General features: G+C 36.3%; 22 protein-coding genes. 10 read left to right on the forward strand and 12 right to left on the reverse strand.

Annotation, left to right across the window (positions count from 1 at the left end; translation table 11 throughout):
• Positions 1 to 649: 649 nt before the first annotated feature.
• Positions 650 to 1,399 carry a hypothetical protein gene (locus tag ACXX8U_RS02305; RefSeq protein WP_458564426.1) on the reverse strand — a complete coding sequence of 250 codons (750 nt, stop codon included), beginning with the start codon at positions 1,397 to 1,399 and terminating at the stop codon, positions 650 to 652.
• A gap of 770 nt (positions 1,400 to 2,169) precedes the next feature.
• On the opposite strand from ACXX8U_RS02305, the gene ACXX8U_RS02310 reads away from it, so the two are divergent.
• The 4 genes from ACXX8U_RS02310 to ACXX8U_RS02325 all read left to right on the forward strand — a co-directional run bounded on the left by ACXX8U_RS02310 (position 2,170) and on the right by ACXX8U_RS02325 (position 7,701).
• Complete coding sequence (locus ACXX8U_RS02310; protein ID WP_458564427.1) at positions 2,170 to 2,382, forward strand: hypothetical protein; 213 nt, start codon at positions 2,170 to 2,172, stop codon at positions 2,380 to 2,382.
• A gap of 157 nt (positions 2,383 to 2,539) precedes the next feature.
• Positions 2,540 to 4,795 (forward strand): glycosyltransferase family 4 protein, encoded by a 2,256-nt coding sequence (locus ACXX8U_RS02315; RefSeq protein ID WP_458564428.1) that lies wholly within the window; start codon positions 2,540 to 2,542, stop codon positions 4,793 to 4,795.
• On the forward strand, positions 4,792 to 6,141 hold the full coding sequence (locus tag ACXX8U_RS02320; protein ID WP_458564429.1) for an O-antigen ligase family protein: 1,350 nt from the start codon (positions 4,792 to 4,794) through the stop codon (positions 6,139 to 6,141). The genes ACXX8U_RS02315 and ACXX8U_RS02320 overlap by 4 nt, the downstream gene beginning before the upstream one ends.
• Before the next feature lie 168 nt (positions 6,142 to 6,309).
• Positions 6,310 to 7,701: an exopolysaccharide biosynthesis polyprenyl glycosylphosphotransferase gene (locus ACXX8U_RS02325; RefSeq protein WP_458564430.1), complete on the forward strand. Its 1,392-nt coding sequence runs from the start codon at positions 6,310 to 6,312 to the stop codon at positions 7,699 to 7,701.
• A 103-nt stretch (positions 7,702 to 7,804) separates the two neighbouring features.
• Here ACXX8U_RS02325 and ACXX8U_RS02330 read toward each other — a convergent pair whose 3' ends face one another.
• Complete coding sequence (locus ACXX8U_RS02330) at positions 7,805 to 8,944, reverse strand: Lnb N-terminal periplasmic domain-containing protein (RefSeq protein WP_458564431.1); 1,140 nt, start codon at positions 8,942 to 8,944, stop codon at positions 7,805 to 7,807.
• A 94-nt stretch (positions 8,945 to 9,038) separates the two neighbouring features.
• Positions 9,039 to 10,070, reverse strand: coding sequence for a putative type IX sorting system protein PorV2 (locus ACXX8U_RS02335; protein WP_458564432.1), 1,032 nt, complete (start codon positions 10,068 to 10,070; stop codon positions 9,039 to 9,041).
• A gap of 319 nt (positions 10,071 to 10,389) precedes the next feature.
• Between ACXX8U_RS02335 and ACXX8U_RS02340 the strand changes: the two genes are divergently transcribed.
• Positions 10,390 to 11,106: a CDP-alcohol phosphatidyltransferase family protein gene (locus tag ACXX8U_RS02340; protein ID WP_458564433.1), complete on the forward strand. Its 717-nt coding sequence runs from the start codon at positions 10,390 to 10,392 to the stop codon at positions 11,104 to 11,106.
• Between the two features lie 10 nt (positions 11,107 to 11,116).
• Positions 11,117 to 11,980, forward strand: coding sequence for a glycoside hydrolase family 25 protein (locus ACXX8U_RS02345; protein ID WP_458564434.1), 864 nt, complete (start codon positions 11,117 to 11,119; stop codon positions 11,978 to 11,980).
• 71 nt (positions 11,981 to 12,051) lie between these two features.
• On the opposite strand, the gene lptB is transcribed toward ACXX8U_RS02345, so the two are convergent.
• From lptB to ACXX8U_RS02365, 4 genes are all read right to left on the reverse strand, one after another.
• Complete coding sequence (gene lptB / locus ACXX8U_RS02350; protein ID WP_166136374.1) at positions 12,052 to 12,792, reverse strand: LPS export ABC transporter ATP-binding protein; 741 nt, start codon at positions 12,790 to 12,792, stop codon at positions 12,052 to 12,054.
• A 108-nt stretch (positions 12,793 to 12,900) separates the two neighbouring features.
• On the reverse strand, positions 12,901 to 13,254 hold the full coding sequence (locus ACXX8U_RS02355) for a carboxymuconolactone decarboxylase family protein (RefSeq protein ID WP_166136377.1): 354 nt from the start codon (positions 13,252 to 13,254) through the stop codon (positions 12,901 to 12,903).
• Complete coding sequence (gene tatC / locus ACXX8U_RS02360; protein WP_458564435.1) at positions 13,247 to 14,062, reverse strand: twin-arginine translocase subunit TatC; 816 nt, start codon at positions 14,060 to 14,062, stop codon at positions 13,247 to 13,249. Before tatC ends, ACXX8U_RS02355 begins: the two co-directional genes overlap by 8 nt.
• Positions 14,062 to 15,027 (reverse strand): KpsF/GutQ family sugar-phosphate isomerase, encoded by a 966-nt coding sequence (locus ACXX8U_RS02365; RefSeq protein WP_458564436.1) that lies wholly within the window; start codon positions 15,025 to 15,027, stop codon positions 14,062 to 14,064. The genes tatC and ACXX8U_RS02365 overlap by 1 nt, the downstream gene beginning before the upstream one ends.
• 85 nt (positions 15,028 to 15,112) lie before the next feature.
• Here ACXX8U_RS02365 and ACXX8U_RS02370 point away from each other — a divergent pair, with 85 nt between their 5' ends.
• From ACXX8U_RS02370 to ACXX8U_RS02385, 4 genes are read left to right on the forward strand one after another with little or no spacing between them, the layout of a single operon-like run.
• On the forward strand, positions 15,113 to 17,308 hold the full coding sequence (locus ACXX8U_RS02370) for a RecQ family ATP-dependent DNA helicase (protein ID WP_458564437.1): 2,196 nt from the start codon (positions 15,113 to 15,115) through the stop codon (positions 17,306 to 17,308).
• 35 nt (positions 17,309 to 17,343) lie between these two features.
• The gene (locus ACXX8U_RS02375) at positions 17,344 to 18,048 is read left to right on the forward strand and encodes a TIGR04283 family arsenosugar biosynthesis glycosyltransferase (protein ID WP_458564438.1); all 705 of its coding nucleotides are present in this window, start codon (positions 17,344 to 17,346) and stop codon (positions 18,046 to 18,048) included.
• Positions 18,038 to 18,823, forward strand: coding sequence for an SDR family NAD(P)-dependent oxidoreductase (locus ACXX8U_RS02380; protein ID WP_458564439.1), 786 nt, complete (start codon positions 18,038 to 18,040; stop codon positions 18,821 to 18,823). Before ACXX8U_RS02375 ends, ACXX8U_RS02380 begins: the two co-directional genes overlap by 11 nt.
• Before the next feature lie 14 nt (positions 18,824 to 18,837).
• On the forward strand, positions 18,838 to 19,866 hold the full coding sequence (locus ACXX8U_RS02385; RefSeq protein WP_458564440.1) for a VOC family protein: 1,029 nt from the start codon (positions 18,838 to 18,840) through the stop codon (positions 19,864 to 19,866).
• Here ACXX8U_RS02385 and ACXX8U_RS02390 read toward each other — a convergent pair whose 3' ends face one another.
• From ACXX8U_RS02390 to ACXX8U_RS02410, 5 genes are all read right to left on the reverse strand, one after another.
• Positions 19,867 to 20,820, reverse strand: coding sequence for a 1-acyl-sn-glycerol-3-phosphate acyltransferase (locus ACXX8U_RS02390; RefSeq protein ID WP_458564441.1), 954 nt, complete (start codon positions 20,818 to 20,820; stop codon positions 19,867 to 19,869).
• A 6-nt stretch (positions 20,821 to 20,826) separates the two neighbouring features.
• A complete protein-coding gene (locus ACXX8U_RS02395; RefSeq protein ID WP_458564442.1) occupies positions 20,827 to 21,420 on the reverse strand; it encodes a TIGR04282 family arsenosugar biosynthesis glycosyltransferase in 594 nt (197 codons plus the stop codon).
• A 50-nt stretch (positions 21,421 to 21,470) separates the two neighbouring features.
• Positions 21,471 to 22,442, reverse strand: a complete 972-nt coding sequence (gene arsM / locus ACXX8U_RS02400; RefSeq protein WP_458564443.1) for an arsenosugar biosynthesis arsenite methyltransferase ArsM — start codon at positions 22,440 to 22,442, stop codon at positions 21,471 to 21,473.
• Positions 22,443 to 22,517: 75 nt separating this feature from the next.
• Positions 22,518 to 23,585: an arsenosugar biosynthesis radical SAM (seleno)protein ArsS gene (gene arsS, locus ACXX8U_RS02405; protein WP_458564444.1), complete on the reverse strand. Its 1,068-nt coding sequence runs from the start codon at positions 23,583 to 23,585 to the stop codon at positions 22,518 to 22,520.
• On the reverse strand, positions 23,582 to 23,917 hold the full coding sequence (locus ACXX8U_RS02410; protein WP_114753010.1) for an arsenosugar biosynthesis-associated peroxidase-like protein: 336 nt from the start codon (positions 23,915 to 23,917) through the stop codon (positions 23,582 to 23,584). The genes arsS and ACXX8U_RS02410 overlap by 4 nt, the downstream gene beginning before the upstream one ends.
• Between the last annotated feature and the right edge of the window lie 5 nt (positions 23,918 to 23,922).

Raw genomic sequence — 23,922 nt, forward strand, 5'->3', positions numbered from 1 at the left:
CGAGAAGTCGTCTTGCTTGCAATACTGTTCTCGATACATTTTTTAAAATAAAGCTATCGCATTATTTTAAAAAACACTCGAACTGACGGCTAACATCCAGCAACTGAGTGCCCGTCACTTCGAGTGCTTTTGTGCAGCACAGCGAAACAAAAGTGTATCGAGAAGTCGAACTGACGACTAATATCTAGCAACTGTATTCTAGTCACTACGAGTGCTTTTTATTTATTGTTTTGCAATTACTATGACAACTGCCACGTCACTTCGAGCGCTTTTGTGCAGCTTAGCGGAGTAAAAATGTATAGAGAAGTCACCTTGTTTACAGTACTGTTCTAGATACATTTTAATCAAAAAAGCTATCGCATTTTTGATTAAAATACTCGAACTGACGGCTAACATCCAGCAACTGAGTGCCCGTCACTTCGAGTGCTTTTGTGCGGCACAGCGAAACAAAAGTGTATCGAGAAGTCGAACTGAAGTAACCCCATTCCCGTCACTTCGAGTGTTTTTGCGTAGAGAAACGGGGCAAAAATGTATCGAGAAGCACTGCTTTGCTTAGCTTTTTTTATAAGATAATTGGCTGTTCATTTAATGTTCAAAAACAAAAAAACACCCGTCTATTGGGTGTTTTTCTAAATTGGAATCGAAAATTTTAAAGCACTTCTACGATATTCAACGTATTGTAAGAGCCACTTTTTAAAGAGTATGACACGCCGTTTACTTCCTGAAAAAATTCGATCAAAAGTAGATACAAATGAATGCCTGATCCAGTAGGTACCGCTTCAGGAATCATGTCAAAGGTTACCTCAGTGGATTGAATGGGGTAGCTGTTGCGTGGACTGTAGCTTTTTGTAAATTGGCCAGTTGCCAAATCAACTACTACAAATGCAGTTCGCATACTAAAATGCGTCGTAGTTGCTGGTTTACTCAATTGTTCTTCGGGAACAAAATCACTCATAGTTACCGTCCCTGTTGCTGGATCAAGCGAGTAGTTAGCATGCAAAACGGAAGCCATTGGAGCTTGTATGTTAAAGTCAAATCCCTTAAGCAATTGTTTTCCCTCGATACTGCTCAGGCCTACTTGCACTTTGCGCTTGCCTCGCTCGGAGGTGGAATCTAAGTTTTTGATGCTGTTCATGAGTTGTAACATACGGCTCGATAATTTTGAATCTTTGGAGTTGTTCAGCATCAAACCAACCGCGTCGCGAATGAGTTTGCCCGCTTTTGCATTCTGACCAAACTCGCTCAAATTTTCACGAGTACGCGCAAAGGCAGGATCGGTCATAATTCTTTTCTTGTTGACACCTCCTTTGGTTCGAACCAAATGACCGTCTTTACTTTTGTAGAACGTTAGTCCGTCTAATGTTCCTTCCAACTTAATAATTCCTGATAATTTGCCCATTGTTGTTTGTTTAAGGGTTAATAATGATCAAAACTACAGCGGTTTTGTTTGATAGCCAACAACTTGGTGCTGGGTTTGGCGTTTGTTGTAATTGTTGGCGCAATAGTGTAAAAAGCTTGTTTTGTCTCAGAAATAGCATAAAGAACAGAAACGAATACAGTAGACTAAAAACGATAAAAAAAGTACATAAATACCGTTTTGTTCACTTTTTACAGAAAACATAGCTTAAAAAAGGGCTTTTAATAGCTAAAGAGTGTTATTTCTATACAGCTAATAATTCAATTGTAACTTGGGACATACTCGGTACATACCCTATACATAATGCATACATGATGGCAACTTTAAAAGAATTGTTATGACGTAAATAAAGATGTCATTTTTAGATAGATATTTTGCTTGCCGAAAAATTTAAAAAGCTGTCTTTTTTGTCTCGAGTACAAATGTTGAAGTGGGAAGCAACAATTTCATTTTGCCTTGTTTATTGAAATTTTATATAGAAAATCTATGTCAAAATCTAAGTAATGGTATAAAAGTAAAGTTTTGAAAACTTTTTTATTAACAATAAAATAAGATATAAATAGTGTTAAAGTGTTTTTTTTCAGTAGAACAACTGATAAATAACTTGCTTAGTCGATTATTTATGCTTTTGACTTAATTGCTTTTGTACATTAGATTAATCTCGGAGGAAACCTGTCAATAAGTTCATGAGGACCTATAAAAAATGTTTCTTATGTTTGTAGTTGTAATAACTGTAGATAGCTCAAAACCATATGAATAGAATTGTATTATACCCAAGCGATATTGTCTTACTCCCTGATAAGAGTGAGAGCTATGCGCGTAAAGAAATACAAAATTTGAAGAAGGTTTTACAAAAAGAACAACATCAAAAAGTGACTATTAAAGAATATTGCACCTACTATGGTTTTGATTATCAAGAAGTGGTTGCTGTCTTGTCCCGATCCAAAGTACAACATGCCTCTTAGTGACCTAAAGCGTAGTAATTCCGTCGCCGGTATTTGATAGATTCGTTGCCAATCCCTCTTTATTAATTATATTTACAACTTGTATTCATCCGGCACCACTTTAAAGGTGTATTGATTCTTTTACAGGTGTTGGTGGTATTTTAATTAAATGAGGGTTATGGAATTGCTTATTATAACACAAGTCCCGCATGTACAAAAAAACGGGCACTATTATTCTTACGCACCCTATATTGATGAAATGAATATTTGGGGTCAATTTGTATCCCAAATTACCATCGTTGCCCCTTGTTCAAAAGCAGAACCTACTGCCATAGACAAAGAGTACGAACACCCCGATGTTAAGTTTATAGCCGTTCCTGCAATCAATTTATTATCCACACTGTCCTTTTTTAAAGTAATTGTAATGCTGCCGTTATTGCTTTGGCGCATTTCAAAATCGATGAATCAAGCAGATCACATTCACTTACGCTGCCCCGGAAATATGGGCTTGTTGGGAAGTATTGTTCAAATAGCTTTTCCTTCAAAATCCAAAACAGCCAAATATGCGGGCAATTGGGATCCGATGGCAAAACAACCTTGGTCCTCTCGACTGCAAAAATGGATTTTATCAAATACTTTTCTTACGCGTAACATGCAGGTGCTGGTTTATGGGGAATGGCCCGGTAGTTCTACCAATATCAAACCTTTTTTTACCGCATCTTATTCGGCTGCTGACGCAGTTAATGTGGAACCGAAGTCACCCAAAGATTGTATTTCCTTTATTTTTGTCGGAGCCTCAGTCAAAGGTAAAAATCCGCTTTATGCTATAAAGTTGGTTCAAGAGTTAGCGCGTTTGGGATTTGCGGTGCAATTAAAATTCTATGGCGAAGGTCCAGAACGATCTAATTTGGAACATTACATTAATAAAAATGATTTAAAAGGGAGCGTTGTTCTATTCGGTAATCAAAACAAAGCGACTGTACAACAGGCTTATCAGAATAGTCATTTTGTAATTTTGCCATCACAATCCGAAGGTTGGCCCAAAGCGCTTGCTGAAGGGATGTTTTGGGGTTGTGTGCCAATAGGAACTGCGGTTTCCTGCGTGCCTACAATGTTAGATCATGGCAATAGAGGGGTGTTGTTGGAACTAGATACTGATGCCGATAGTAGAAAAATTGCCAGCCTACTTAAAAATGAAAAACAATATCTTGAGCTACAAATGAGTGCCATGGCATGGTCTAGAAATTTCACCACCGATTCTTTTGCAAAAGCCATACAGGAACTACTTTCAAATCCAAACGATCAGCGCATAAATCATTTTAGTAAAGCTTTAAATGATGATGAAAAAGTGCCAATTCGAATCATGCAACTAATCGATTCGTTAGAAGCAGGTGGAGCAGAGCGAATGGCCGTAAGCTATGCGAATGCTTTATCAAAACTAACCGACTATTCGGCATTGGTAGTAACTCGGAAAGAAGGCCCATTACAAGATCAATTGGAAGCAGCAGTGCCGTATTTCTTTTTAAGAAAAAAAAGGAGTATCGATTTAAAGGCACTTTGGCGCTTGAGAAGATTTGTTAAAAAGAACCGAATTCAAGTGCTGCAGGCGCACAGCACCTCATTTTTTACAGCGGTTTTGCTTAAATGTTGCTTGCCATCCCTTCAAATAGTTTGGCACGATCATTATGGCGATAGTGAATTTTTGAAACAAAGACCGGCAACTGTATTAAAATGCACTGCATCGTTTTTTAGTGGCGTCATCACTGTCAATCAGAAACTCAAAAATTGGTGCGAGACGGTTTTAAAAGTACCTCATGTACTGTATTTGCCCAATTTTACTGCACTAGAGAAAAATACTGCACTTAAAACTAACTTGCTGGGGCTGCCAGGAAAACGGATCTTGTGCTTGGCTAATTTAAGACCTCAAAAAGACCAGCACCTTTTACTTGAAGTGGCCAATAAATTACAATATTCTCATCCAGATTGGACTTTTCACCTTGTAGGAAAAGATTTTGAAGATGAATATGCTGCAACAATTAAGAAGCGGCATTCCGATTTAAAACTAGAAAAAAATGTGTTTCTTTACGGCAGTAAAACCGATGTGGCCGCAATTATCCAGCAGGTAGATATTGCAATTCTAACTTCTAAATCAGAGGGTTTACCGGTAGCTTTATTAGAGTATGGTGCACATAAAAAAGCAGTGGTAGTAACAAACGTTGGCGAAGTGCAGGCTGTTGTACAAAATGGTTTAAATGGTTTAGTAGTGCCTGCCCAAGAGGTTCAATTATTTTATGACGCGATAGTACAATTGATTGAAAATAGTACGCTGCGAGATAATTTAGGACAAGCCCTTTATGATACTGTGCAAGAGCACTACTCTGAAAAATCGGTAATGACCAACTATTTGAACTGGTTGAAAAATATATTAAAATGAGAAAAGAGGATCAATCCTACTTGATGATTATACTGTTTCATGTCCTAATTGGTTTTATGGGGTATGCAATCCCGTTTACTGCAAAAATATATGGCTATGGAATATTTTTATATGGAATTTATTACGTAATTAAAAATCAGAATAGAAATAATGAGGCTCTTTTAGCTGCAGCTTATATTGTGGGCAGTGAGGTTTTTTTACGAATGACTGATGGCAATCCTTTGTATGAAATCTCAAAATATGCCGTAATGGTATTTTTATTAATCGGAATGTATTATAGTGGTTTCTCAAAAGGTGCAGCACCCTATTGGATTTTCCTATTATTATTAGTGCCCGGAATTATTTTGGCAACAGTTAATTTGAATTTTGATACGGATATGCGGAAAGCAATTGCTTTTAATATTTCTGGTCCCGTATGTTTGGGGGTTGCATCCTTGTATACCTTTCGCAGAAAAATAAGTATCTCTGAAATGAATCGAATTCTACTGTGGTTGGGTTTGCCAATTATTTCATGTATGGTATATTTGGCCTTTTATACCCCAAATATTAAAGATGTAATTACAAGTACAGAATCTAATTTTCAAACCTCTGGAGGCTATGGGCCTAATCAGGTGGCAACTATTTTAGGTTTAGGCATGTTCGTGTTTGTATCAAGAATTATTTTAGAGAGTAAAACTACATTACAAATAATAATTAATACAATTTTAGTTTTAAATATAACCTATCGAGGTATGGTGACTTTCTCGAGAGGGGGAATGATAACTGGTTTTTTAATGATCATACTACTGTTAGTGTTCTTGTATTTTAAATCGAACACAAAAGGAAAAGTTAAACTGAGTTATATTCTAATCATTTTGGCTTTAGCTGGATCCGCCACTTGGAGCTATACTTCGTTGCAAACAGGTGGATTGATAGAAAAAAGATATGCCAATCAAGATGCTGCAGGGCGAACTAAAGGAAGTCAGTTTACTGGTAGGGAAGATGTAGCTCAAAGTGAGATAACTATATTTTTTAAAAATCCAATTTTGGGTGTTGGCGTAGGTAAGGGTGCAGAAATTCGAGCACAAGATACGGGAATATTTGTTGTATCTCATGACGAAATTACTCGTATGTTAGCAGAGCATGGCTCTTTAGGTGTACTAAGTTTATTGCTGTTATTTTTCACACCATTAGTGTTGTATATTGAGAATAAGTTCAACATGTACTTATTGTGTTTTGTTGCTTTTTGGTTTTTGACTATTAATCATGCCGCTATGCGTACTGCCGCTCCGGCATTTGTTTATTCACTTTCGTTATTAAATGTGCAATTAGGATTACCTCAAAAAAAGCGATTAGAAAATGATTGATCTTTGATTGATTGTACTAGTTCGTCAAGTTCTTCAACAATAAATGTTAAATCGACCGATAACAATGTAAGCTAGCTTTATTAAAAATTTGTTAAAAAAAAACAACTTTGAAGCAAATTGAATTCAGCCAAAATATACTAAATTGCATGCTCAATCAAAATACCACACATGTTTGCAGTTGATAAAATGCATTTTGAAATCTCAGAGCGAAAGATGTTACTTCGGCTTTTTGATGTGTTTTTTGTTTTAGCTGCTTTATATTTATTGACTTACGTTGAAGCTTTTAATTATTTTGCAGTTGAGGCTGGAACCTACCACCGAGCGATTTTATTGGCTGTTTATCTTAATTTATTCGGAACTATATTCGAAATGTACAATTTACAAGTGGCAAGTAATCAGTTTCAGGTGCTTAAAAGCACTTTAATTACAGCCTCTACCACGGTACTAATCTATTTGTTAACTCCCTATTTTTCGCCTACCTTACCTAGCAATCGACTTCAAATCGCCTTGTTTTTTATAGTTGTATTTCTGAGTTTATTTGCGTGGAGAATGATTTACGTAAGTTTTTTAGCTTCTAATCGGTTTTTTCAAAAAGCAGTATTGCTCTGCGATCGGGTACAAGTAAAAGAATTGATTAAAGGTCTGGAAAATATTGATCCGCACTACAAAATTATTGGATTTGTTCCTTTGGATTTCGAATCGCAGCAAGAGGGTTATCCCTATGTAAAGGAACTTAATGGAGATGCAATGCTATCGTTTGTGAAAAAAAATGGCGTTTCGGAGTTAGTAATCGCTTCGCAAATAACTACGGGAATGACTACTAGTTTGTATCAGCAATTACTCAAAGCATTAGAATCGGGTATAATTATTAGAGAATATACGCAAGTGTATGAAAGTAAAACGCAGCGTATACCACTACAACACATGTCTCGTGATTTTTATCGTTTTTTTCCTTTTAGCCGTTCCAATCAAAATAAATTATATTTAGTTACCCTACGTGGTTTTGACGTTTTAGTTGCCGTTGCGGGTATATTAGTAGGTTTGGCTTTATTGCCATTGATTCTGTTGGGGAATGCTTTAGCTAACCGCGGTTCTTTGTTTTATACACAAGAACGTGTGGGCAAGGATGGGGCTGTTTTTTCTATTTTTAAATTTAGAACGATGGTCAAAAATGCGGAGGAAAATGGTGCTGTTTTTACAAAGGCTAACGATTGCCGAGTTACTACTTTTGGTAAGTTCATGCGAAAAACGAGAATTGATGAGTTTCCGCAGTTTATAAATATTTTAAAAGGAGATATGGCTGTAATCGGTCCAAGACCAGAGCGTCCCGTTTTTGTTAAAGAAATAGCCGCTAGTATGCCATTTTATGAAACGCGACACATTATCAAACCGGGATTGACGGGTTGGGCGCAAGTCAATTATTCGTATGGAGAAACACTACAAGATAGCCTGATCAAATTGCAATACGACTTGTATTACATCAAACACCGTTCTATTTATTTAGATCTAAACATTGCTTTTAAGACCATTACTACTGTTCTTTTTTATAGAGGGCAATAATAGGTATGATTTTATTTTTTTAGTAGTCTTTAGTTCATTGTCCCTAGTCTTTAGTCATTGGTTCTTAGTACTTTCCCACAATTCACAATTCACCACTCACAATCTAAATAATAATAGGAATTGGTTTTTTGTTTTGAATTAACATTCTAACTGATAGTGCTGCACTTGTGAGTACAATAGGTAGCACTAAAATTAAATGTGGTTTGTTGAGGCAATAAGCGGTATAAACTCCCAAAGCAATTAAATTCATAGTAGCCAAGTAGCAAATTATTTTTTTGTTTTTCATAACATAAGCCAACAATAACAAAAGTAATATTGGATTAAAAACTAGTAGGTTATAATTATTGGCTAATTCTGCGTGTAATGAAAAATTCCACGCTGTTGCAAATAATACTCCAATCAGTCCTAAAATCGTCATGAAAAATATAGAAAGTCCTTTTCTGTTTAAACCTACGATAGTAAACAAAATTAAAATATAGCTATACGGATTATTCCACCACGAAAAAGGAGTGGGCTGGTTATAAGGCAATACCGTTACTGTTTCTTTGGCTAGCGGTGATTTATTAAACTGAACTTTCTTTAGGCTTTCTAACAAATCAAAAGGTAAAAAAATGCGGTTGGCTGCTTGGTCTACTTTAGATCCGAAGATGATGCTTGTGCCGAGTTTTTCGTAAAAATGACCATCAAAATAAGGTAGTAATACATCGCGATAACTGTTATCAGTAGCCTCTTTTTTTGTAATTAAGTTGATGCCAACTGCTTTATTGATGGCATCAACAACCATCGTCGTGCAGTTTTTATCAATGAATTTGTACGTATAATGACTATCTGCTGAGGTGATATCGTGCTGTAGTTGTTCAAATAGTCGTTGTTTGGCATCAAGTGGGAGTACTAATTCTTGCTCATAAACCGCTCTTTGTTCGTATTGGTATTGAGCGATAAAATCTGTATACGAATGGGCAACGGCAAAATACTGTAAATCGCCTTTAGCAAATTTCATGACAAAGTTGGGCGTTTTAAAGTCGAAAGCACCATAGTTGTACACTGCATCAAAGCCAGTAGTTGCGTCTTGAACTCGAACCGCTGTATGGCCAAACAAAGAGTACGATTCGTTACCGGTGCCACATGTAAGCACACTAACTTTACTTTGTGGTGATAACGATAGCGGTTGGGCATAAAACGCACTACTAAATATTCCGATTAAAAAGAAAATAATGGATTTGTAAATTGAAAATTTCTGCATGAAATTCATTTTTATAATGTTATTCAATAGCTGCGATACTGTTTCTTTTTCATTTGCGAAAACAAAAAAAGCGTTGCAACTAAATGTTATTTGGTTACCTTCTAAAAAGACCCAAATCGACTTTAACTGAAAAAATATTCGAGTACAAGGCGGTGCTTTGATCCCCAATATCAGTTAGTGCATAATCAATTTGAATGCCTTTGTATTTGAATCCGAGACCAATATTGGGTTGGAAACCTACTTTTTCGGTGCCGTCTAATTGTTGTACGTTCTGGAAATTTCCCATTCCTGCACGAAGAAAAACCAGATCGGTATAACCAAACTCAAAACCCACTGCAGGATCAATACTAACAAAATCAGTAGCAATGAGGTCATTGGTTTTTGTGAAGCGCATATTTAAGTTGGCAGCTGCTTCAATGCTGTAATCGTATCTGATGATAAATTTTTTTGCCAATCCCAATTGTGCCTTTGGAGCTGTAATTTCAGTGCTTTCTGGTAATTCTTGATTTTGTCCGGGTATGGCATTGGCAATTTTTTGGTATTCCTCTTCGTTGATATTCCAAACGTTATAAGTTGTTGTGATGTCTCGTACCATCAATCCAAAAGACCAACTGTTGCGTTCAAATTGTATTCCTGCATCAAAACCAAATCCCCAAGCATCGGCAAACTTTCCGATTACCCTGCGGATTACCTTTGCATTCACTCCATATTGAAAACCAGGAACGGGCAATTTTCGTGCGTATGAAAAAGTAAAACCATAGTCCGCAGTTGAGAATAAACTTATCCTGTTGTAATCAATGTTGCCTTCGCTGTCAATTAATTCAGTGGTATTTAAAATGTCATCTACTCCAAAGCGAATGAGTGATATTCCGTACGCACTACGCTCGTCAATAGGGCTAGCGTAGGCCAAATAATCGTACTGCGCAATATTTGCAAAATAATTGGCATGCATGAATGAGACTTCGTGGTCCTCTAATTGAACCAATCCTGCTGGATTCCAGTAGCCTGAGTTGACATTCTTTGTGGAGGCTACTGCCGTATTGGAGCGCCCTAGAGCAGCCGCATCAACACCGATGTTCATAAACTCATTAGAATATTTTCTAACTGTTTGTGCAAAGGTGCTCATTGAAAGCAATGCGAATACAAGGAGAAGGCGTTTGTGCAAGGATGTCATTTTTACAAACAAGGGGGATTGTTTAATTTTTATCAAAAATAGAATTTTTTATTTAGCTGACTTTCATTTCCTGCTGAATTCTTTTGGGATGATATGGTCTAGTAAGGTTGCTAGATAACGTTTTTAAGACAATTACGACTAAGCTTTCAATACATGCATTAATGAGTATAAACTTAAAAACAACCACTGCTCCTAAAAACTATCTTAAAAACGTATTTTTCATTGGCATATTGTACTAAATTTGCGCACTTATACTTTAAATCACAAGTCCATGTCGTTTGTAAAACACCTTCCTAATTCTATTACCTTACTTAATCTTTTTTCAGGATGTATCGCTCTTGTTTTTGCATTTCAGCAAGATTTTGAAATGGCTTTTTATTTTGTGTGTTTGGGTATTTTTCTAGACTTTTTTGACGGTTTTTTTGCGCGTATGTTTCAAGTTTCTAGTCCGCTTGGTTTACAATTAGATTCATTGGCTGATATGGTAACTAGTGGCGTCGTGCCTGGCGTGGTGATGTACCACATGCTGGTTAGCCATTCCTCAACTGCTGCTGCACCTCATTTGCAAATTCTCCCGTATTTGGGTTTTATAATTACTTTAGGATCGTGTTACCGTTTGGCTAATTTTAATATTGATACGCGTCAAACGGATTCATTTATTGGTTTGCCAACTCCTGCCAATGCATTATTTATCTTGAGTTTGCCTTTGGTTTTAAAATACACCGACTCATTAATTGCAATTGAATTGCTTACAACAAATTACTTTTTATTGCTCATTACTTTATTGAGCGCCTATATGTTGAATGCTGAAATTCCGTTGTTTTCTTTGAAAATTAAAAAATTAAGTTGGGCAGGTAACCGATTGCAAATCGTCTTTCTTTTGATTTCTGTATTGTTATTAGTGTTTTTCCAATACCTAGGAATTCCGTTAGTGATTTTATTTTATGTTTTACTTTCTGTAGTAAACAACAAAATGTTACAAAAGTAAATTTGTCGGTATGGCTAGGCAAAAAATAGTTAGAAAAACGCGTACTGTACGAAAACCAAAAAAAAACAGCAATTGGCGTCGCTTTTTGTTTTCAAAATATGTAATCGGTTTTTTAGTTGTTTTTTTACTGGTGGCTCTGGCGTATCATTACCGTAATGGATTAGCTTATTATTTTAGTTTTAAAAGTGATAAATCAAACACTGAAAGTGCATTATCTAAAAAACTTTCGGATGTTAGAAACATACAAGTACTTGCAAAACATGAAGGCAAAAGCATTGGGATCGATGTTTCTGAATACCAAGGTGCAGTTAGTTGGTCTTACGTAGATACTTTAGAACAAAAATATCCTATTGACTTTGTATTTATCAGAGCTACTGTAGGAAAGGATCGAAAGGATCGCAAATTTGATCAAAACTGGCTTGGTGCCAAAAAAAATAAAATGATCAGAGGTGCGTATCATTATTACCGTCCTAACGAAAATTCTTTGGAACAAGCAAAGCTTTTTATTGAAACAGTGCGTTTGCAAAAAGGTGATTTGCCTCCGGTTTTAGATATTGAAAAATTGCCTAAAAATCAGTCAATTACAAATTTGAAAATAGGTTTGCGACGCTGGTTGCAAGCGGTTGAAAAGCATTATGGAGTGCGTCCCATTATCTATTCAGGAGAGCGGTATTATGATGATTTTTTGAAGGACGAATTTAGTGACTACCTTTTTTGGATTGCCAATTATAATTTTTACCGTGAATCGATCGACTCTGATTGGTTGTTTTGGCAGTTTACTGAAAAAGCTACCGTGCCAGGTATTGATGAAAATGTCGACGTAAATATTTACAATGGCGATCTGCAACAATTACGTTTTATTACGATTGAATAGTTGGTTGATAGTCCTGTTCAAACAGTTTTTGAGAACGGAACTGCTTTAGCAAAAAAAAAATGAGTTCTCAATTAGAACTCAATTTTCTTTTTACGCAATTCAAAGTTTTGACCCAAGTATACTCTTCGTACCATTTCATCTTCTACTAATTCCTCAGGAATTCCCGCTTTTAAAATACCACCTTCAAACATCAAATAGGTCTTGTCAGTAATGGCAAGGGTCTCTTGAACGTTATGGTCGGTTATCAAAATACCAATGTTTTTATTTTTAAGTTGCGCCACGATACGTTGAATATCTTCAACAGCAACAGGGTCAACACCCGCAAAAGGTTCGTCTAATAAAATAAACTTCGGGTCGGTAGCTAAGCAGCGCGCAATCTCGGTACGACGACGCTCTCCACCCGACAATAAATCACCACGATTGGTACGAATGTGCTCTAAGCTGAATTCGGCAATCAAACTTTCCATTTTGGCAACTTGTTCTGCTTTTGTTAAGTTGGTCAATTGCAGCACGCTCAAAATGTTATCTTCGATACTTAATTTTCTAAAAACAGAAGCTTCTTGCGCTAAGTAGCCAATACCTTGCTGCGCTCTTTTGTACATTGGATAATCAGTAATATTCAAATCATCCAAAAAAATGTTGCCAGAATTGGGTTTAACCAAACCAACAATCATGTAAAAAGAGGTAGTTTTACCAGCACCGTTTGGTCCCAATAAACCTACGATTTCGCCTTGGTTTACTTCTACTGAAATGCCTTTTACAACACTACGACCTTTATAGGTTTTGATCAAATTCTCGGCTCTTAATTGCATTACTTCTTGTTTTTATTTTAATGATATAGTGGTTTTAGAAACTATAGTTTTTAGTTTCAGGGTTCAAAAGAACAACTAAAACTAAAAACTAGAACTTCTTTTAACAATTTATTTGGTTGCGTTTTCTTCTAGCGCTTCCCAAAATTCGTACGCACGACGCAAATGTGGCACCACAATAGTACCGCCAACTAGGGTTGCAATTCCCATAGCCTCCATCATTTCCTCTTTAGTTACACCTTCTTTATGGCTTGTTTCTAAGTGGTATTTTACACAGTCGTCACAACGTAAAACAGCCGATGCTACTAATCCAAGGAGCTCCTTAGTTTTTACATCTAAAGCACCTTCAGCGTAAGCGTTTGTGTCTAAATTAAAAATACGTTTTACAATTTTATTATTGTCTGCCAATAATTTTTCGTTCATTTTAGAACGGTAGTCGTTGAATTCTTGAATGATATCAGCCATTGATTTTTTGTTGATTTTTTACTACTATTTTTGATATTAAGATACTTGCTTCATAGATGATTAGCATCGGAATGGTAACAATAATTTGACTAACCACATCTGGCGGAGTTACAATTGCTGCTACAATTAAGATTATAATCACGGCGTATTTCCAATACTTTCGCAAAAATACGGGGGTTACTAAACCAAGCTTGGTTAGGAAATATATAATTATTGGTAATTCAAAGAATAACCCACATGCGATGACACTGGTTTTGATTAAACTGATGTAGGAGTCGATACTAAATTGATTTTTTACCACATCACTTATTGTAAAAGTGGCAAAGAAATTCACAGACATCGGTACGATTACAAAGTAGCCAAACAATACGCCCAAGAAAAACAACATGGACGAAGAAAAAATGAAAAGCTTGGCGTGTTTTTTTTCAGAATCATATAAAGCAGGGCTGATAAATTTCCATAATTCCCACAAAATAAAAGGGAAACCAAGAATGAATCCCGCCGTGATACACGTCCAAATCAAAACATTAATTTGGCCTTCCATATTGGTGTTTTGGATGATAAATGGCATCTCTGTAACGCAAATAGTTTCAGCAAAACCCAATTGATTGGACAAATCACAGAAAAAGCGATAGGTTACAAAACTAGGTTTTGTAGGACCAAAAATAACATCGTTAAAAATATAATCACTAATAAAAAAAGTGATGGTAGCCAATACTAAAATAGCAATGGTACTGCGCACTAACAACCATCTTAATTCTTCAAGATGATCCAAAAACGACATTTCGTTTAGATTCTTTTTTGCCATTATACGATTCCTTCTTTTAATATGTCATGCAAATGCAATACACCTTTGTACTTTCCTTCATCGACAACAATTAGCTGCGTAATCGAAAAATCCTCCATAAGATTAAGTGCGTCTTCAAGGCGATTTGCTGAGCTAGTAACTTTTGGGTTTTTGGTCATGATATCTTTTGCGGTAAGCGCAGCAAAGGTATCGGTTTCGTTAAGCATTCTACGGATATCGCCATCAGTAATAATTCCAATTACTTGCTCGTTTTCAACTACAGCAGTCACCCCAAGTCTTTTTTCTGAAATTTCGAATATCACTTTTTTGATTGGAGCGTCTGGGCTAACCAATGGCTTCAAACTATGCTCTAATAGGTCTTGTACGCGCATGAGTAGCTTTTTTCCCAAAGCGCCACCCGGATGGTATACGGCAAAATCTTCGGCTTTGAAACCGCGCATTTCCATAAGGCAAACCGCTAGCGCATCGCCCATTACCAATTGTGCAGTAGTGCTGTTGGTTGGAGCCAAATTATTAGGACAAGCTTCGGCATCAACTGTTGTGTTCAAAACGTAGTCGGATCCTTTTGCTAAAAACGAAGTCATGTTTCCAGTAATTGCAATTAAGGTGTTTCCAAATCGCTTCAATAACGGAACCAAAACTTTAATTTCAGGACTGTTGCCGCTTTTAGATATACAAATAATTATATCTTCATTTTGAATCATTCCTAAGTCACCATGAATGGCCTCTGAAGCGTGCAAAAATAAGGATGGAGTCCCTGTTGAGTTAAACGAGGCCACCATTTTTTGGGCTATTATGGCGCTCTTGCCAATACCTGTAACAACCAACCGTCCTTTAGATTGGTAAATGGCAGTAACGGCTTTGCTGAAGTTTTCGTCCAGATAATCAGTGAGTTTAGCAATTGATTGGCTTTCGGAAAGAATAGTTTTTTTGGCGCTGGCCAGTATATTTTCTTTAGTGATCAAAACAGAATGATTAAAATTTGTATGTGTAAAAGAAATTTGTACCTTTAGATATTGCAAATTTATACAAAATACCACGTAATAAAGAATGAATTCAAACGAAATTGACATACACAAAGAATTAAAGAAGTATTTTGGCTTTAGCCAATTTAAGGGATTGCAGGAACAAGTCATTAAAAGTATTTTGAGTCAAAAAAATACTTTTGTGATTATGCCTACAGGTGGAGGAAAGTCACTTTGTTATCAATTACCCGCTTTGATTCAAGAGGGGACTGCAATTGTAGTTTCGCCTTTAATTGCCTTGATGAAAAATCAGGTAGATGCTATTCGTAGCTTATCTTCAGAAAATGGAATTGCTCATGTTTTAAACTCTTCGTTGACCAAAACTGAAATTACACAGGTGAAAGCCGATATCAGTTCGGGTTTGACTAAACTGTTGTATGTAGCGCCAGAATCGTTAACTAAAGAAGAGTATGTTACTTTTTTAAGAAGCGTGCCCATTTCATTTGTAGCGATTGATGAAGCGCATTGTATTTCAGAATGGGGTCATGATTTTAGACCGGAATACCGTAATTTAAAACATATTATCAAACAATTGGGCGATGTGCCAATTATTGGTCTTACCGCAACGGCAACGCCAAAGGTGCAGGAAGATATCTTGAAAAATCTAGATATGTCTGATGCTACCACATTCAAGGCATCGTTTAACAGACCTAATTTGTACTACGAAGTACGCACCAAAACAAAAAATATTGAGTCGGATATCATTCGATTTATCAAACAAAATAAAGGCAAATCAGGAATTATTTACTGTTTGAGCCGCAAAAAAGTGGAAGCTATTGCCGAAGTTTTACAAGTAAACGGAATTTCTGCAGTGCCGTACCACGCTGGTTTAGATGCCAAAACTAGAGCGAAACATCAAGATATGTTTTTGATGGAAGATGTTGAGGTAGTAGTAGCTACCATTGCCTTTGGTATGGGGATTGACAAGCCCGATGTACGTTTTGTAATTCACCATGACATTCCTAAATCACTTGAAAGTTATTACCAAGAAACAGGTAGAGCAGGTCGAGATGGTGGCGAGGGACATTGTTTGGCCTACTATTCCTATAAAGATGTTGAGAAATTAGAAAAGTTCATGTCTGGCAAACCTGTAGCTGAACAAGAAATAGGATTTGCATTGCTGCAAGAAGTAGTGGCTTATGCTGAAACATCAATGTCTCGTCGAAAATTCATCTTGCATTATTTTGGTGAGGAATTTGACTCAGCTACCGGAGAAGGTGCGGATATGGATGATAACGTTCGCAACCCAAAAGTAAAAGTAGAAGCACAAAAAGAAGTGGTGCAATTGCTAGAAGTAGTGCGTGACACCAAACACTTATACAAATCAAAAGAAATTGTTTTTACACTAATTGGACGTGTAAATGCGGTAATCAAAGCGCATCGTACTGATTCGCAATCTTTTTTTGGATGTGGAGCAGCTCATGATGAAAAATATTGGATGGCTTTATTGCGTCAAGTGTTAGTTGCAGGCTATTTGTCAAAAGATATTGAAACGTATGGAATTGTAAAATTGACTTCAAAAGGAGCTGATTTTATTGCTAATCCAGAATCATTTCTGATGTCAGAAGATCATGAATACAATGAATCAGTAGATGAGGCTATTGTTACTGCAGCCAAATCAACAGGTGTTGCTGATGAGGTTTTGATGGGAATGCTTCGTGATTTGCGTAAAAAAGTAGCTAAAAAAATTGGTGTTCCTCCATTTGTGGTTTTTCAAGATCCTTCGCTAGAAGATATGGCGCTTAAATATCCTATTTCCGCAGCTGAATTAATCAATATTCATGGTGTTGGAGAAGGTAAAGCCAAGAAATACGGTAACGAATTTGTAGCGTTAATTAGTAGGTACGTGCAAGACAACGATATTATTCGACCGGATGATTTAGTGGTAAAATCTACTGGAGTAAATTCTGCCAACAAATTATACATCATTCAAAACATAGACAGAAAACTTTCGCTTGACGATATTGCTTCAGCCAAAGGTTTGACCATGGATGCTTTGATTAAAGAAATGGAGCAAATTGTTTATTCAGGTACCAAACTTAATATCAAATATTGGATTGACGAAATGCTCGATGATGATCAGCAAGAAGAAATTCATGAGTATTTCATGGAATCAGAAACAGATAGTATCGAAAAAGCTTTGAAAGAATTTGATGGTGATTACGATTTAGATGAGTTGCGGTTGATGCGAATCAAATTTATTAGCGAAGTTGCAAATTAATTACTATTTCAAGAATTTTTTTCTACCCCAAATGTATGGTCATCAGCATAATTATTCCAACTTACAATGAAGCGCTCATAATAGAAAACACAATCTTGCATTTGCAAAAAATTATACCGCCTTCGAATTGTGAAATAATTATTTCTGATGGCGGTAGCACGGATGGTACGTTACAAATTGCTGAAAAATTAGGTGTAGTAGCAGTCCTTTCGCCTGTAAAAGGACGCGCCGGGCAAATGAATTTTGGCGTGCAAAAGGCATCAGGAGAAGTGTATTTTTTCTTGCATGCCGATAGTTTACCTCCTGCAGATTGTTATCTATCACTACAAAAAGCTTTTGTTAAAGGGTATAATTGTGGAAGTTTCCGAACGAAATTTGATTCCGATAGTTTTCTATTAAAAGTTAATGCCTTTTTTACACGCTTCAATTATTTGTTTTTTAGAGGAGGTGACCAAGGAATTTTTGTAACCAAAGCATTGTGGGAGCGCGTGGGTTCGTACAAAGAGCAGATGTTTATCATGGAGGATTATGATTTTATTGCTCGAATTTGGGAACAAGGAAAATTCAAATTAATTCCTAAAGCGACCATGGTTTCTGCTCGAAAATATACTGATAATACATGGTTAACCGTGCAGTTGGCTAATTTAAAAATTGTACGTATGTATAAAAAAGGAGCCTCTCAAACTGATATGGTGACCACCTACAAACATCTTTTAAACTATCGTAAAAATGCATTTTAAAGACAAAGTAGTCTGGATTACCGGCGCATCTTCAGGGATAGGAAAGGAGCTTGCTTTGCAATTTGATGCGTTAGGAGCAATTTTGATTTTAACGTCTTCCAATAAAAGTTTGTTAAGTGAATTGCAGCTACAGTTGCAAAAATCAAAAATACTAGTTTATAATTTATTAGATTTAAAAGGAATTCCTGCATTGGTTGACGAGGCTTTGTCTTGTTACGGGCGTATTGATTACGTGATTCAAAGTGCTGGTATTAGTCAGCGTGCTCAAGCTACCGAAACTGATATGGCAGTTTATGAAAAATTAATGGCCATAAATTATTTTGCTCCAGTTGCAATCAATCAGGCTTTGCTGCCTCATTTTGTTGCTAAAAACTCGGGCCATAGCGTTATAATTAGCAGCGTAGCTGGATTAATGGGTTTTCCATTGCGTTCTGGTTACGCAGCCTCTAAACACGCTATCAAAGGTTATGTCGAAACGTTACAATGTGAATTATTGGAAACCAAAGTACGGCATTCTATCGTATATCCAGGAAGGATTGATACTCCGATCTCGAAAAATGCCCTTCAAGGCAACGGACAACAGTACGGTACTACTGATGCCAACAATGAAGTGGGAATGAACGTAAAAATTTGCGCCCGAAAAATTATTAAAGGAATTCAAAAAGGTAAAAAAGCAATCGTAATTGTCAAAGCTGAACGTATTTTGCTGTGGCTATGGTGGTTTTGTCCCGCTTTGTATTATAAAATTGCTCATAAAAAAGGTTTACAAAATTAAAATATAAACAGTCTATGCATCAGTATTTATCAGGAATTCAACAAGTAGGAATTGGAGTTAGTCAAGCGACAAAAGCCATGCATACTTATAAACATCTTTTTGGAATGGATGTTTTAATTTTTGATGATGAAGCTCAGGCAAGTTTAATGACACAATATACTGGTGGAGTTGTATACAGCCGACGTGCTATTTTGACTATGAATTTGCAAGGCGGTGGAGGTTTAGAAATTTGGCAATTTAAAGATAGAACTCCAACTCAAGGTGCTCAAGTTGCATTGGGTCATTTAGGGATTAATGCGGCCATTTTAAAATCTCGAAATTTAAAACAGTCGTACCAACGACTCTCTGTAATAGATGGTTTGGTAGTGAGTGCAATTGCATTAGGACCTGATAGTCAACCTTATTTTTATGTAACTGATACAGACTCAAATCATTTTAAAATAATTTCCTCTACCGATTGGTTTCAAAATAATGATTTTGATTTGGGTGGCGTTGTAGGAGCGGTTATTGGTGTAAGCGATATGGAAAAATCAATTGCTTTTTACCAAACTATTTTAGGACTTGATACTATCACATACGATAATTTGTGCACTGAAAACGGTCATAATTTTAGAAAAGTAGGACTTTCTAAAGCAGCAACAGGTAAAGGAGCATTCAATACCTTGCTCGGAAATGTAACTGTTGAATTGCTGCAAAATTTAGATCAAAAACAACCTAAAATTTACGAAAACAGGTTTTGGGGCGATTGTGGGTTTATCCATCTTTGTTTTGATGTTATTGCCATGGATGCCTTGAAAAATCATGCAGCTACTCACGAATTAGAGTTTACAGTAGATAGCAACAATACCTTCGCGATGGATAATGCCTCAGGTAGATTTTGTTATATCGAAGATCCAGATGGTACTTTAATTGAATTGGTAGAAACGCACAAAGTTCCCATTCTAAAAAAAATAGGTTGGTATTTAGACCTTCGCAAAAGAAATCAAGAAAAGCCATTACCGCGATGGATGATTAAAATGCTAGCTTTAAGTAAGGTAAAGTAATTACAAACTTTTATAGGTTTTGTAAAACCAAGCGCTTAGGGGCATGCCTATAAAAAGCATCAACGCTGCATTCCAATTAAAAATTACTCCCGTAAATATAGCCAGAAAAGAAACCAAAATTGGATATAATACTAACAGTAGACCAAACAACACGGAGTCGTAAAAAACGGTATTCTCAGTTTTTCGCAAGGCTATTTTTTTAAGGGTGTAATAAATTCCATAGTTAGCCAAAAAACCGATAAAGGCTGGTATTGCAACAATGTACCTTATAAATTTTGCTTGTAAGATTGCTTGCTTTGGAAATAATTCAATATCCTTTGTATTACTTTTTACCAACAAATTAGTGGTCATACCTGTTTTTAATTGTTGGTTGAAATCATTGAAAAAAACTGCTTCGTTTTCTCGTATTTTTTTATCAATCGAAAAGGTTGGATTAAAATGTATTTCAACTTCTTTCGGGTTTTTGTTGAATGATGAATAATTGATGGCAGCAGGTTGAACACGTAAGTTTTTTAATCCTGCCTCAGCTGCCATTAGCGCTAATCGAGCAGTTCCTTTTTTCAATGGACGTAACTGCCATTCGTTTTTGCAAATTCCTTCTGAGAAAATTAAAATAGTTTGATTCTGCTGGAGTAAATCGATACAAGTTTGAAACGTGTCAGTGTTTTTACTCAAGTTCTCTTTCCCTTCGCTCAAGCGGTAAATAGGAATTAGATGCAAGGCATTTAAAAATTGTGCCACCAAAGGCTTTTTAAACGCATCGCCTCGCGCCAAAAAATAAATGGGTTGCGGGTAGTGTACAGCAATCGCGATAGCATCAAAAAAAGAATTTGGATGATTACTTGCTAAAATGGTAGGTTGATTTGCTACAAAAGGCTCATGAAAACGCGCTATCGTTTTTTTGGTGTACAATGGCAAGGCCACAGAAGCTGCTAGTTTAAAAAAATAATACATAGGCAATTATTTCCAAATATGCGGTAAGTCTTTCTCTTCGTCAATATCTGTTAATTTTGGAAGGTCAAAATAAGTTAGATTATTTTCTTTCACATCAGTAATTGTGTCAGAGTAAACTGTTTCAGTACTCCAAGTTTTATTTAAAAAAACGAATTCATGTCGTTTTTTCATACCCAATAAATAATATCCACCGTCAAAAGTAGGGCCTATCACTGTATCGTATTTTTCAAGTTGAGTAAAAGCATCTTCAATAATTGTAGAGGTCAGTTCAAAGCAATCGCTACCAATGATACAAACTGAGGTATAACCCAAGCTAAAAATTTCTTGAAAAGCAGCATTCATTCGCTCTCCTAAACCCGAACCGTGTTGCACTTTTTTGTGAAATTCGGTTTCCGGCCATTGGTCGCTTTGTACAATTGCATCAGAATAAAAAAGGAATTTATCAGCAGTAATTGGGGTAACAATTGCCTGAGTATGGTGCAATAGTTTTTTATAAATTGCTAAAGCTTTCTCATTTCCAATCGTTTTAGCCAAGCGAGTTTTTACTTTGCCTAATTCTGGATTCTTAGTAAATAAAATAATTGCATTTTTTTGCTGCATAATTTAAAATTAAAAAGCTGCAGTTGGACTAAAACTGCAGCTCGTTAGGGTTAACAACAACCGCCTCCGTTATAATGAAACGTCGACTCGCTGATGTAAATATCACTTCTGTTTAGGTCTGCCAGCGCTTGAGCTGTTTTATCGCATACTGCAAGAGGCTGATTTTTTAATAAAGTATGTCCTTTTTTATCATCAAAGTAAGCCTCTGTACCATAATAAATTGCCGCTTTCCCAGTAAAAACGCACGGTCCATCACTTGGCATTTGGTCTTTGATGGCGCAAACTTCGATACTTTCAATAAAAATTAGTTCGTCTGTCGCATAATTTGCAGGATCTAAAATTCGGTACGGTCTTCTTCCTCTAATTTCGATAGTTCCAAAACCTACATCAGTTAACATTTTGATATACTCTTTAATTGGGATACTTCCGCTAAGGCACAAAGCTCTTAAGTGGTCATCATTACGTAGGGTTTCGTTCATTTCTTGCTCACAAGTAGGATCACTCATAACCAATCGGCCACCAGGCTTTAGCACACGATACATTTCTTCTAATGCTTTCTTCAAATCATCTGTTTTGAAAATATTAAACAAGCAGTTTTGGGCTGCAATATCTATACTTTCATCTTCGATAGGCAAGTTTAAAGCATCTCCTTTTTTTAGTTCAACAAACTCGCTTTTAAACCAATCATTTTCTTGTTCGGCAACAATAAAATTCTGGCGAGAAGCTTCAAGCATTTCATCGACTACATCTACACCAATTACACCAGCTTTTTGGCGAGAAAAATAAGCAAATTGTAGTAATTCCATTCCACCACCAACTCCAACATAAAGAATTTTTGGATTGTTAATTAAGTCTTGGGCAGAGATAGTACTTCCGCAGCCATAGTTCATTTCTTGCATGATTTTTGGAATCTCCAAACCAGGGAATTTCCAAATAGGTGTAGTCGTGCAGCACAATCCTACGTCAGGTGTTAAGGCGGCATCGCGGTAAAGGTTGACGGTAGCGTCTAAATAATTTTCCATTCGATTGTATTTCTTCTTATTATTAATTTTAAGTTTTAAATTTCGTTTCAAAGAATCCTTTTAAGAAACGTTGCGCTATGCAACAGCTCCTCCGCAACTACTTCCAGAACCAGCTGTACAACCGTAACAGTGGTTGTTTACAATTATAGAGCGATCTTGCAACGCATTTGCATTAAAAGTACTGATGTGTTGTGTTGTTGGGTTACTCACTTTTAGTTCTAACATTTGATTAAAATCACAGTCGTAAATAAAGCCGTCCCAACCTATTGAAATTGTGTTTCTACACATTACATTTTCTGCGGCCGTTGGATTAAAGGCATCGATTAATTTGGTCATATAATCTTCGTAATTTTCAGATGTGATCAAATAATCAAGATAGCGACTTACAGGCAAATTGGTAATGGCAAATAGGTTGTTAAAACTAATTCCAAAATCATTAGCAAGTGCCGTTTTGTATTCTTTTTCTAGAGCATTTTGATCTGGCGGTAAAAAGGCTCCCGCAGGATTGTAAACCAAATTTAATTTTAATTCGGAGTCTTCTTTACCATAGCCTACCTCGTTTAGCATTTGCAAAGCTTTGATAGAACTTTCAAAAACACCATCACCGCGTTGTTTGTCAGTTCTATTTTTCGAATAAAACGGCAAAGATGAAATGACTTCAATTTTGTGTTTTTTGAAAAACTCAGGTAAGTCGTTGTATTTTTTGTTGGCCGTAATGATAGTCAAATTGCAGCGCACGTACATTTGAATTCCAAGTTTACTTACTTCTTCGACAAACCATCTAAATTGTGGATTCATTTCAGGAGCGCCACCAGTCATGTCTACAATTTTAAAAGTAGGATTGGCTTTGAGCACTTCAATGATCGTTTCCATTGTTTCCTTGGTCATAATTTCCTTTCGATCCGGACCTGCATCGACATGGCAATGCGTACAAACTTGATTGCACATTTTGCCCAAATTGATTTGAAAAACTTCAAGAGCAGTAGGACGAAGAGGACGCAAACCAATTGTATTTAGTTGGGTATGAAATGGTGTAAATCGTGTTGGATTTTGTTCCAAAACTGCCAGTTGATGCTCTGCTTTTGATAAGGAATTAGCTGTAGCTTTAAGTGATTTTAATTTAATTTTTACAAATTCGCTCATAAACTTATTTTCTTGACTTTATTCATCATTTGAACACCATGAACCAAACTAGCTCCGCCACGAATGGCTGCGGCAACATGTACGGCTTCCATCATTTGGCTTTCGCTGTATCCTTTTTCATAGGCATCAGAGCTGTAAGCATCAATGCAATATGGGCATTGCACGGCATGCGCAACTGCAAGCGCAATTAATGATTTTTCTCGTGCTGTAAGAGCACCTTCTTTAAACACTTCTCCGTAATAACCAAAGAATTTTTCGCCCATTTCTTTTTGAAATTCAACGATATTGCCAAATTTTTTGAGGTCATCTGCGTTGTAATAATTTTTATCCATCTCAG

This window comes from Flavobacterium sp. GNP001 (assembly GCF_054343775.1).

Excerpts from the sequence above, each read along its gene's own strand:
- ACXX8U_RS02385 (WP_458564440.1), top strand. The coding sequence starts at position 18,838 with ATGCATCAGTATTTATCAGGAATTCAACAAGTAGGAATTGGAGTTAGT.
- ACXX8U_RS02330 (WP_458564431.1), bottom strand. The coding sequence starts at position 8,944 with ATGCAGAAATTTTCAATTTACAAATCCATTATTTTCTTTTTAATCGGA.
- ACXX8U_RS02335 (WP_458564432.1), bottom strand. The coding sequence starts at position 10,070 with ATGAGCACCTTTGCACAAACAGTTAGAAAATATTCTAATGAGTTTATG.
- tatC (WP_458564435.1), bottom strand. The coding sequence starts at position 14,062 with ATGGCAAAAAAGAATCTAAACGAAATGTCGTTTTTGGATCATCTTGAA.
- ACXX8U_RS02340 (WP_458564433.1), top strand. The coding sequence starts at position 10,390 with ATGTCGTTTGTAAAACACCTTCCTAATTCTATTACCTTACTTAATCTT.
- ACXX8U_RS02410 (WP_114753010.1), bottom strand. The coding sequence starts at position 23,917 with ATGGATAAAAATTATTACAACGCAGATGACCTCAAAAAATTTGGCAAT.
- ACXX8U_RS02305 (WP_458564426.1), bottom strand. The coding sequence starts at position 1,399 with ATGGGCAAATTATCAGGAATTATTAAGTTGGAAGGAACATTAGACGGA.
- ACXX8U_RS02375 (WP_458564438.1), top strand. The coding sequence starts at position 17,344 with ATGGTCATCAGCATAATTATTCCAACTTACAATGAAGCGCTCATAATA.
- ACXX8U_RS02370 (WP_458564437.1), top strand. The coding sequence starts at position 15,113 with ATGAATTCAAACGAAATTGACATACACAAAGAATTAAAGAAGTATTTT.
- ACXX8U_RS02320 (WP_458564429.1), top strand. The coding sequence starts at position 4,792 with ATGAGAAAAGAGGATCAATCCTACTTGATGATTATACTGTTTCATGTC.
- ACXX8U_RS02355 (WP_166136377.1), bottom strand. The coding sequence starts at position 13,254 with ATGGCTGATATCATTCAAGAATTCAACGACTACCGTTCTAAAATGAAC.
- ACXX8U_RS02345 (WP_458564434.1), top strand. The coding sequence starts at position 11,117 with ATGGCTAGGCAAAAAATAGTTAGAAAAACGCGTACTGTACGAAAACCA.
- ACXX8U_RS02380 (WP_458564439.1), top strand. The coding sequence starts at position 18,038 with ATGCATTTTAAAGACAAAGTAGTCTGGATTACCGGCGCATCTTCAGGG.
- arsM (WP_458564443.1), bottom strand. The coding sequence starts at position 22,442 with ATGGAAAATTATTTAGACGCTACCGTCAACCTTTACCGCGATGCCGCC.
- ACXX8U_RS02315 (WP_458564428.1), top strand. The coding sequence starts at position 2,540 with ATGGAATTGCTTATTATAACACAAGTCCCGCATGTACAAAAAAACGGG.
- lptB (WP_166136374.1), bottom strand. The coding sequence starts at position 12,792 with ATGCAATTAAGAGCCGAGAATTTGATCAAAACCTATAAAGGTCGTAGT.
- ACXX8U_RS02390 (WP_458564441.1), bottom strand. The coding sequence starts at position 20,820 with ATGTATTATTTTTTTAAACTAGCAGCTTCTGTGGCCTTGCCATTGTAC.
- ACXX8U_RS02395 (WP_458564442.1), bottom strand. The coding sequence starts at position 21,420 with ATGCAGCAAAAAAATGCAATTATTTTATTTACTAAGAATCCAGAATTA.
- ACXX8U_RS02325 (WP_458564430.1), top strand. The coding sequence starts at position 6,310 with ATGTTTGCAGTTGATAAAATGCATTTTGAAATCTCAGAGCGAAAGATG.
- ACXX8U_RS02310 (WP_458564427.1), top strand. The coding sequence starts at position 2,170 with ATGAATAGAATTGTATTATACCCAAGCGATATTGTCTTACTCCCTGAT.
- arsS (WP_458564444.1), bottom strand. The coding sequence starts at position 23,585 with ATGAGCGAATTTGTAAAAATTAAATTAAAATCACTTAAAGCTACAGCT.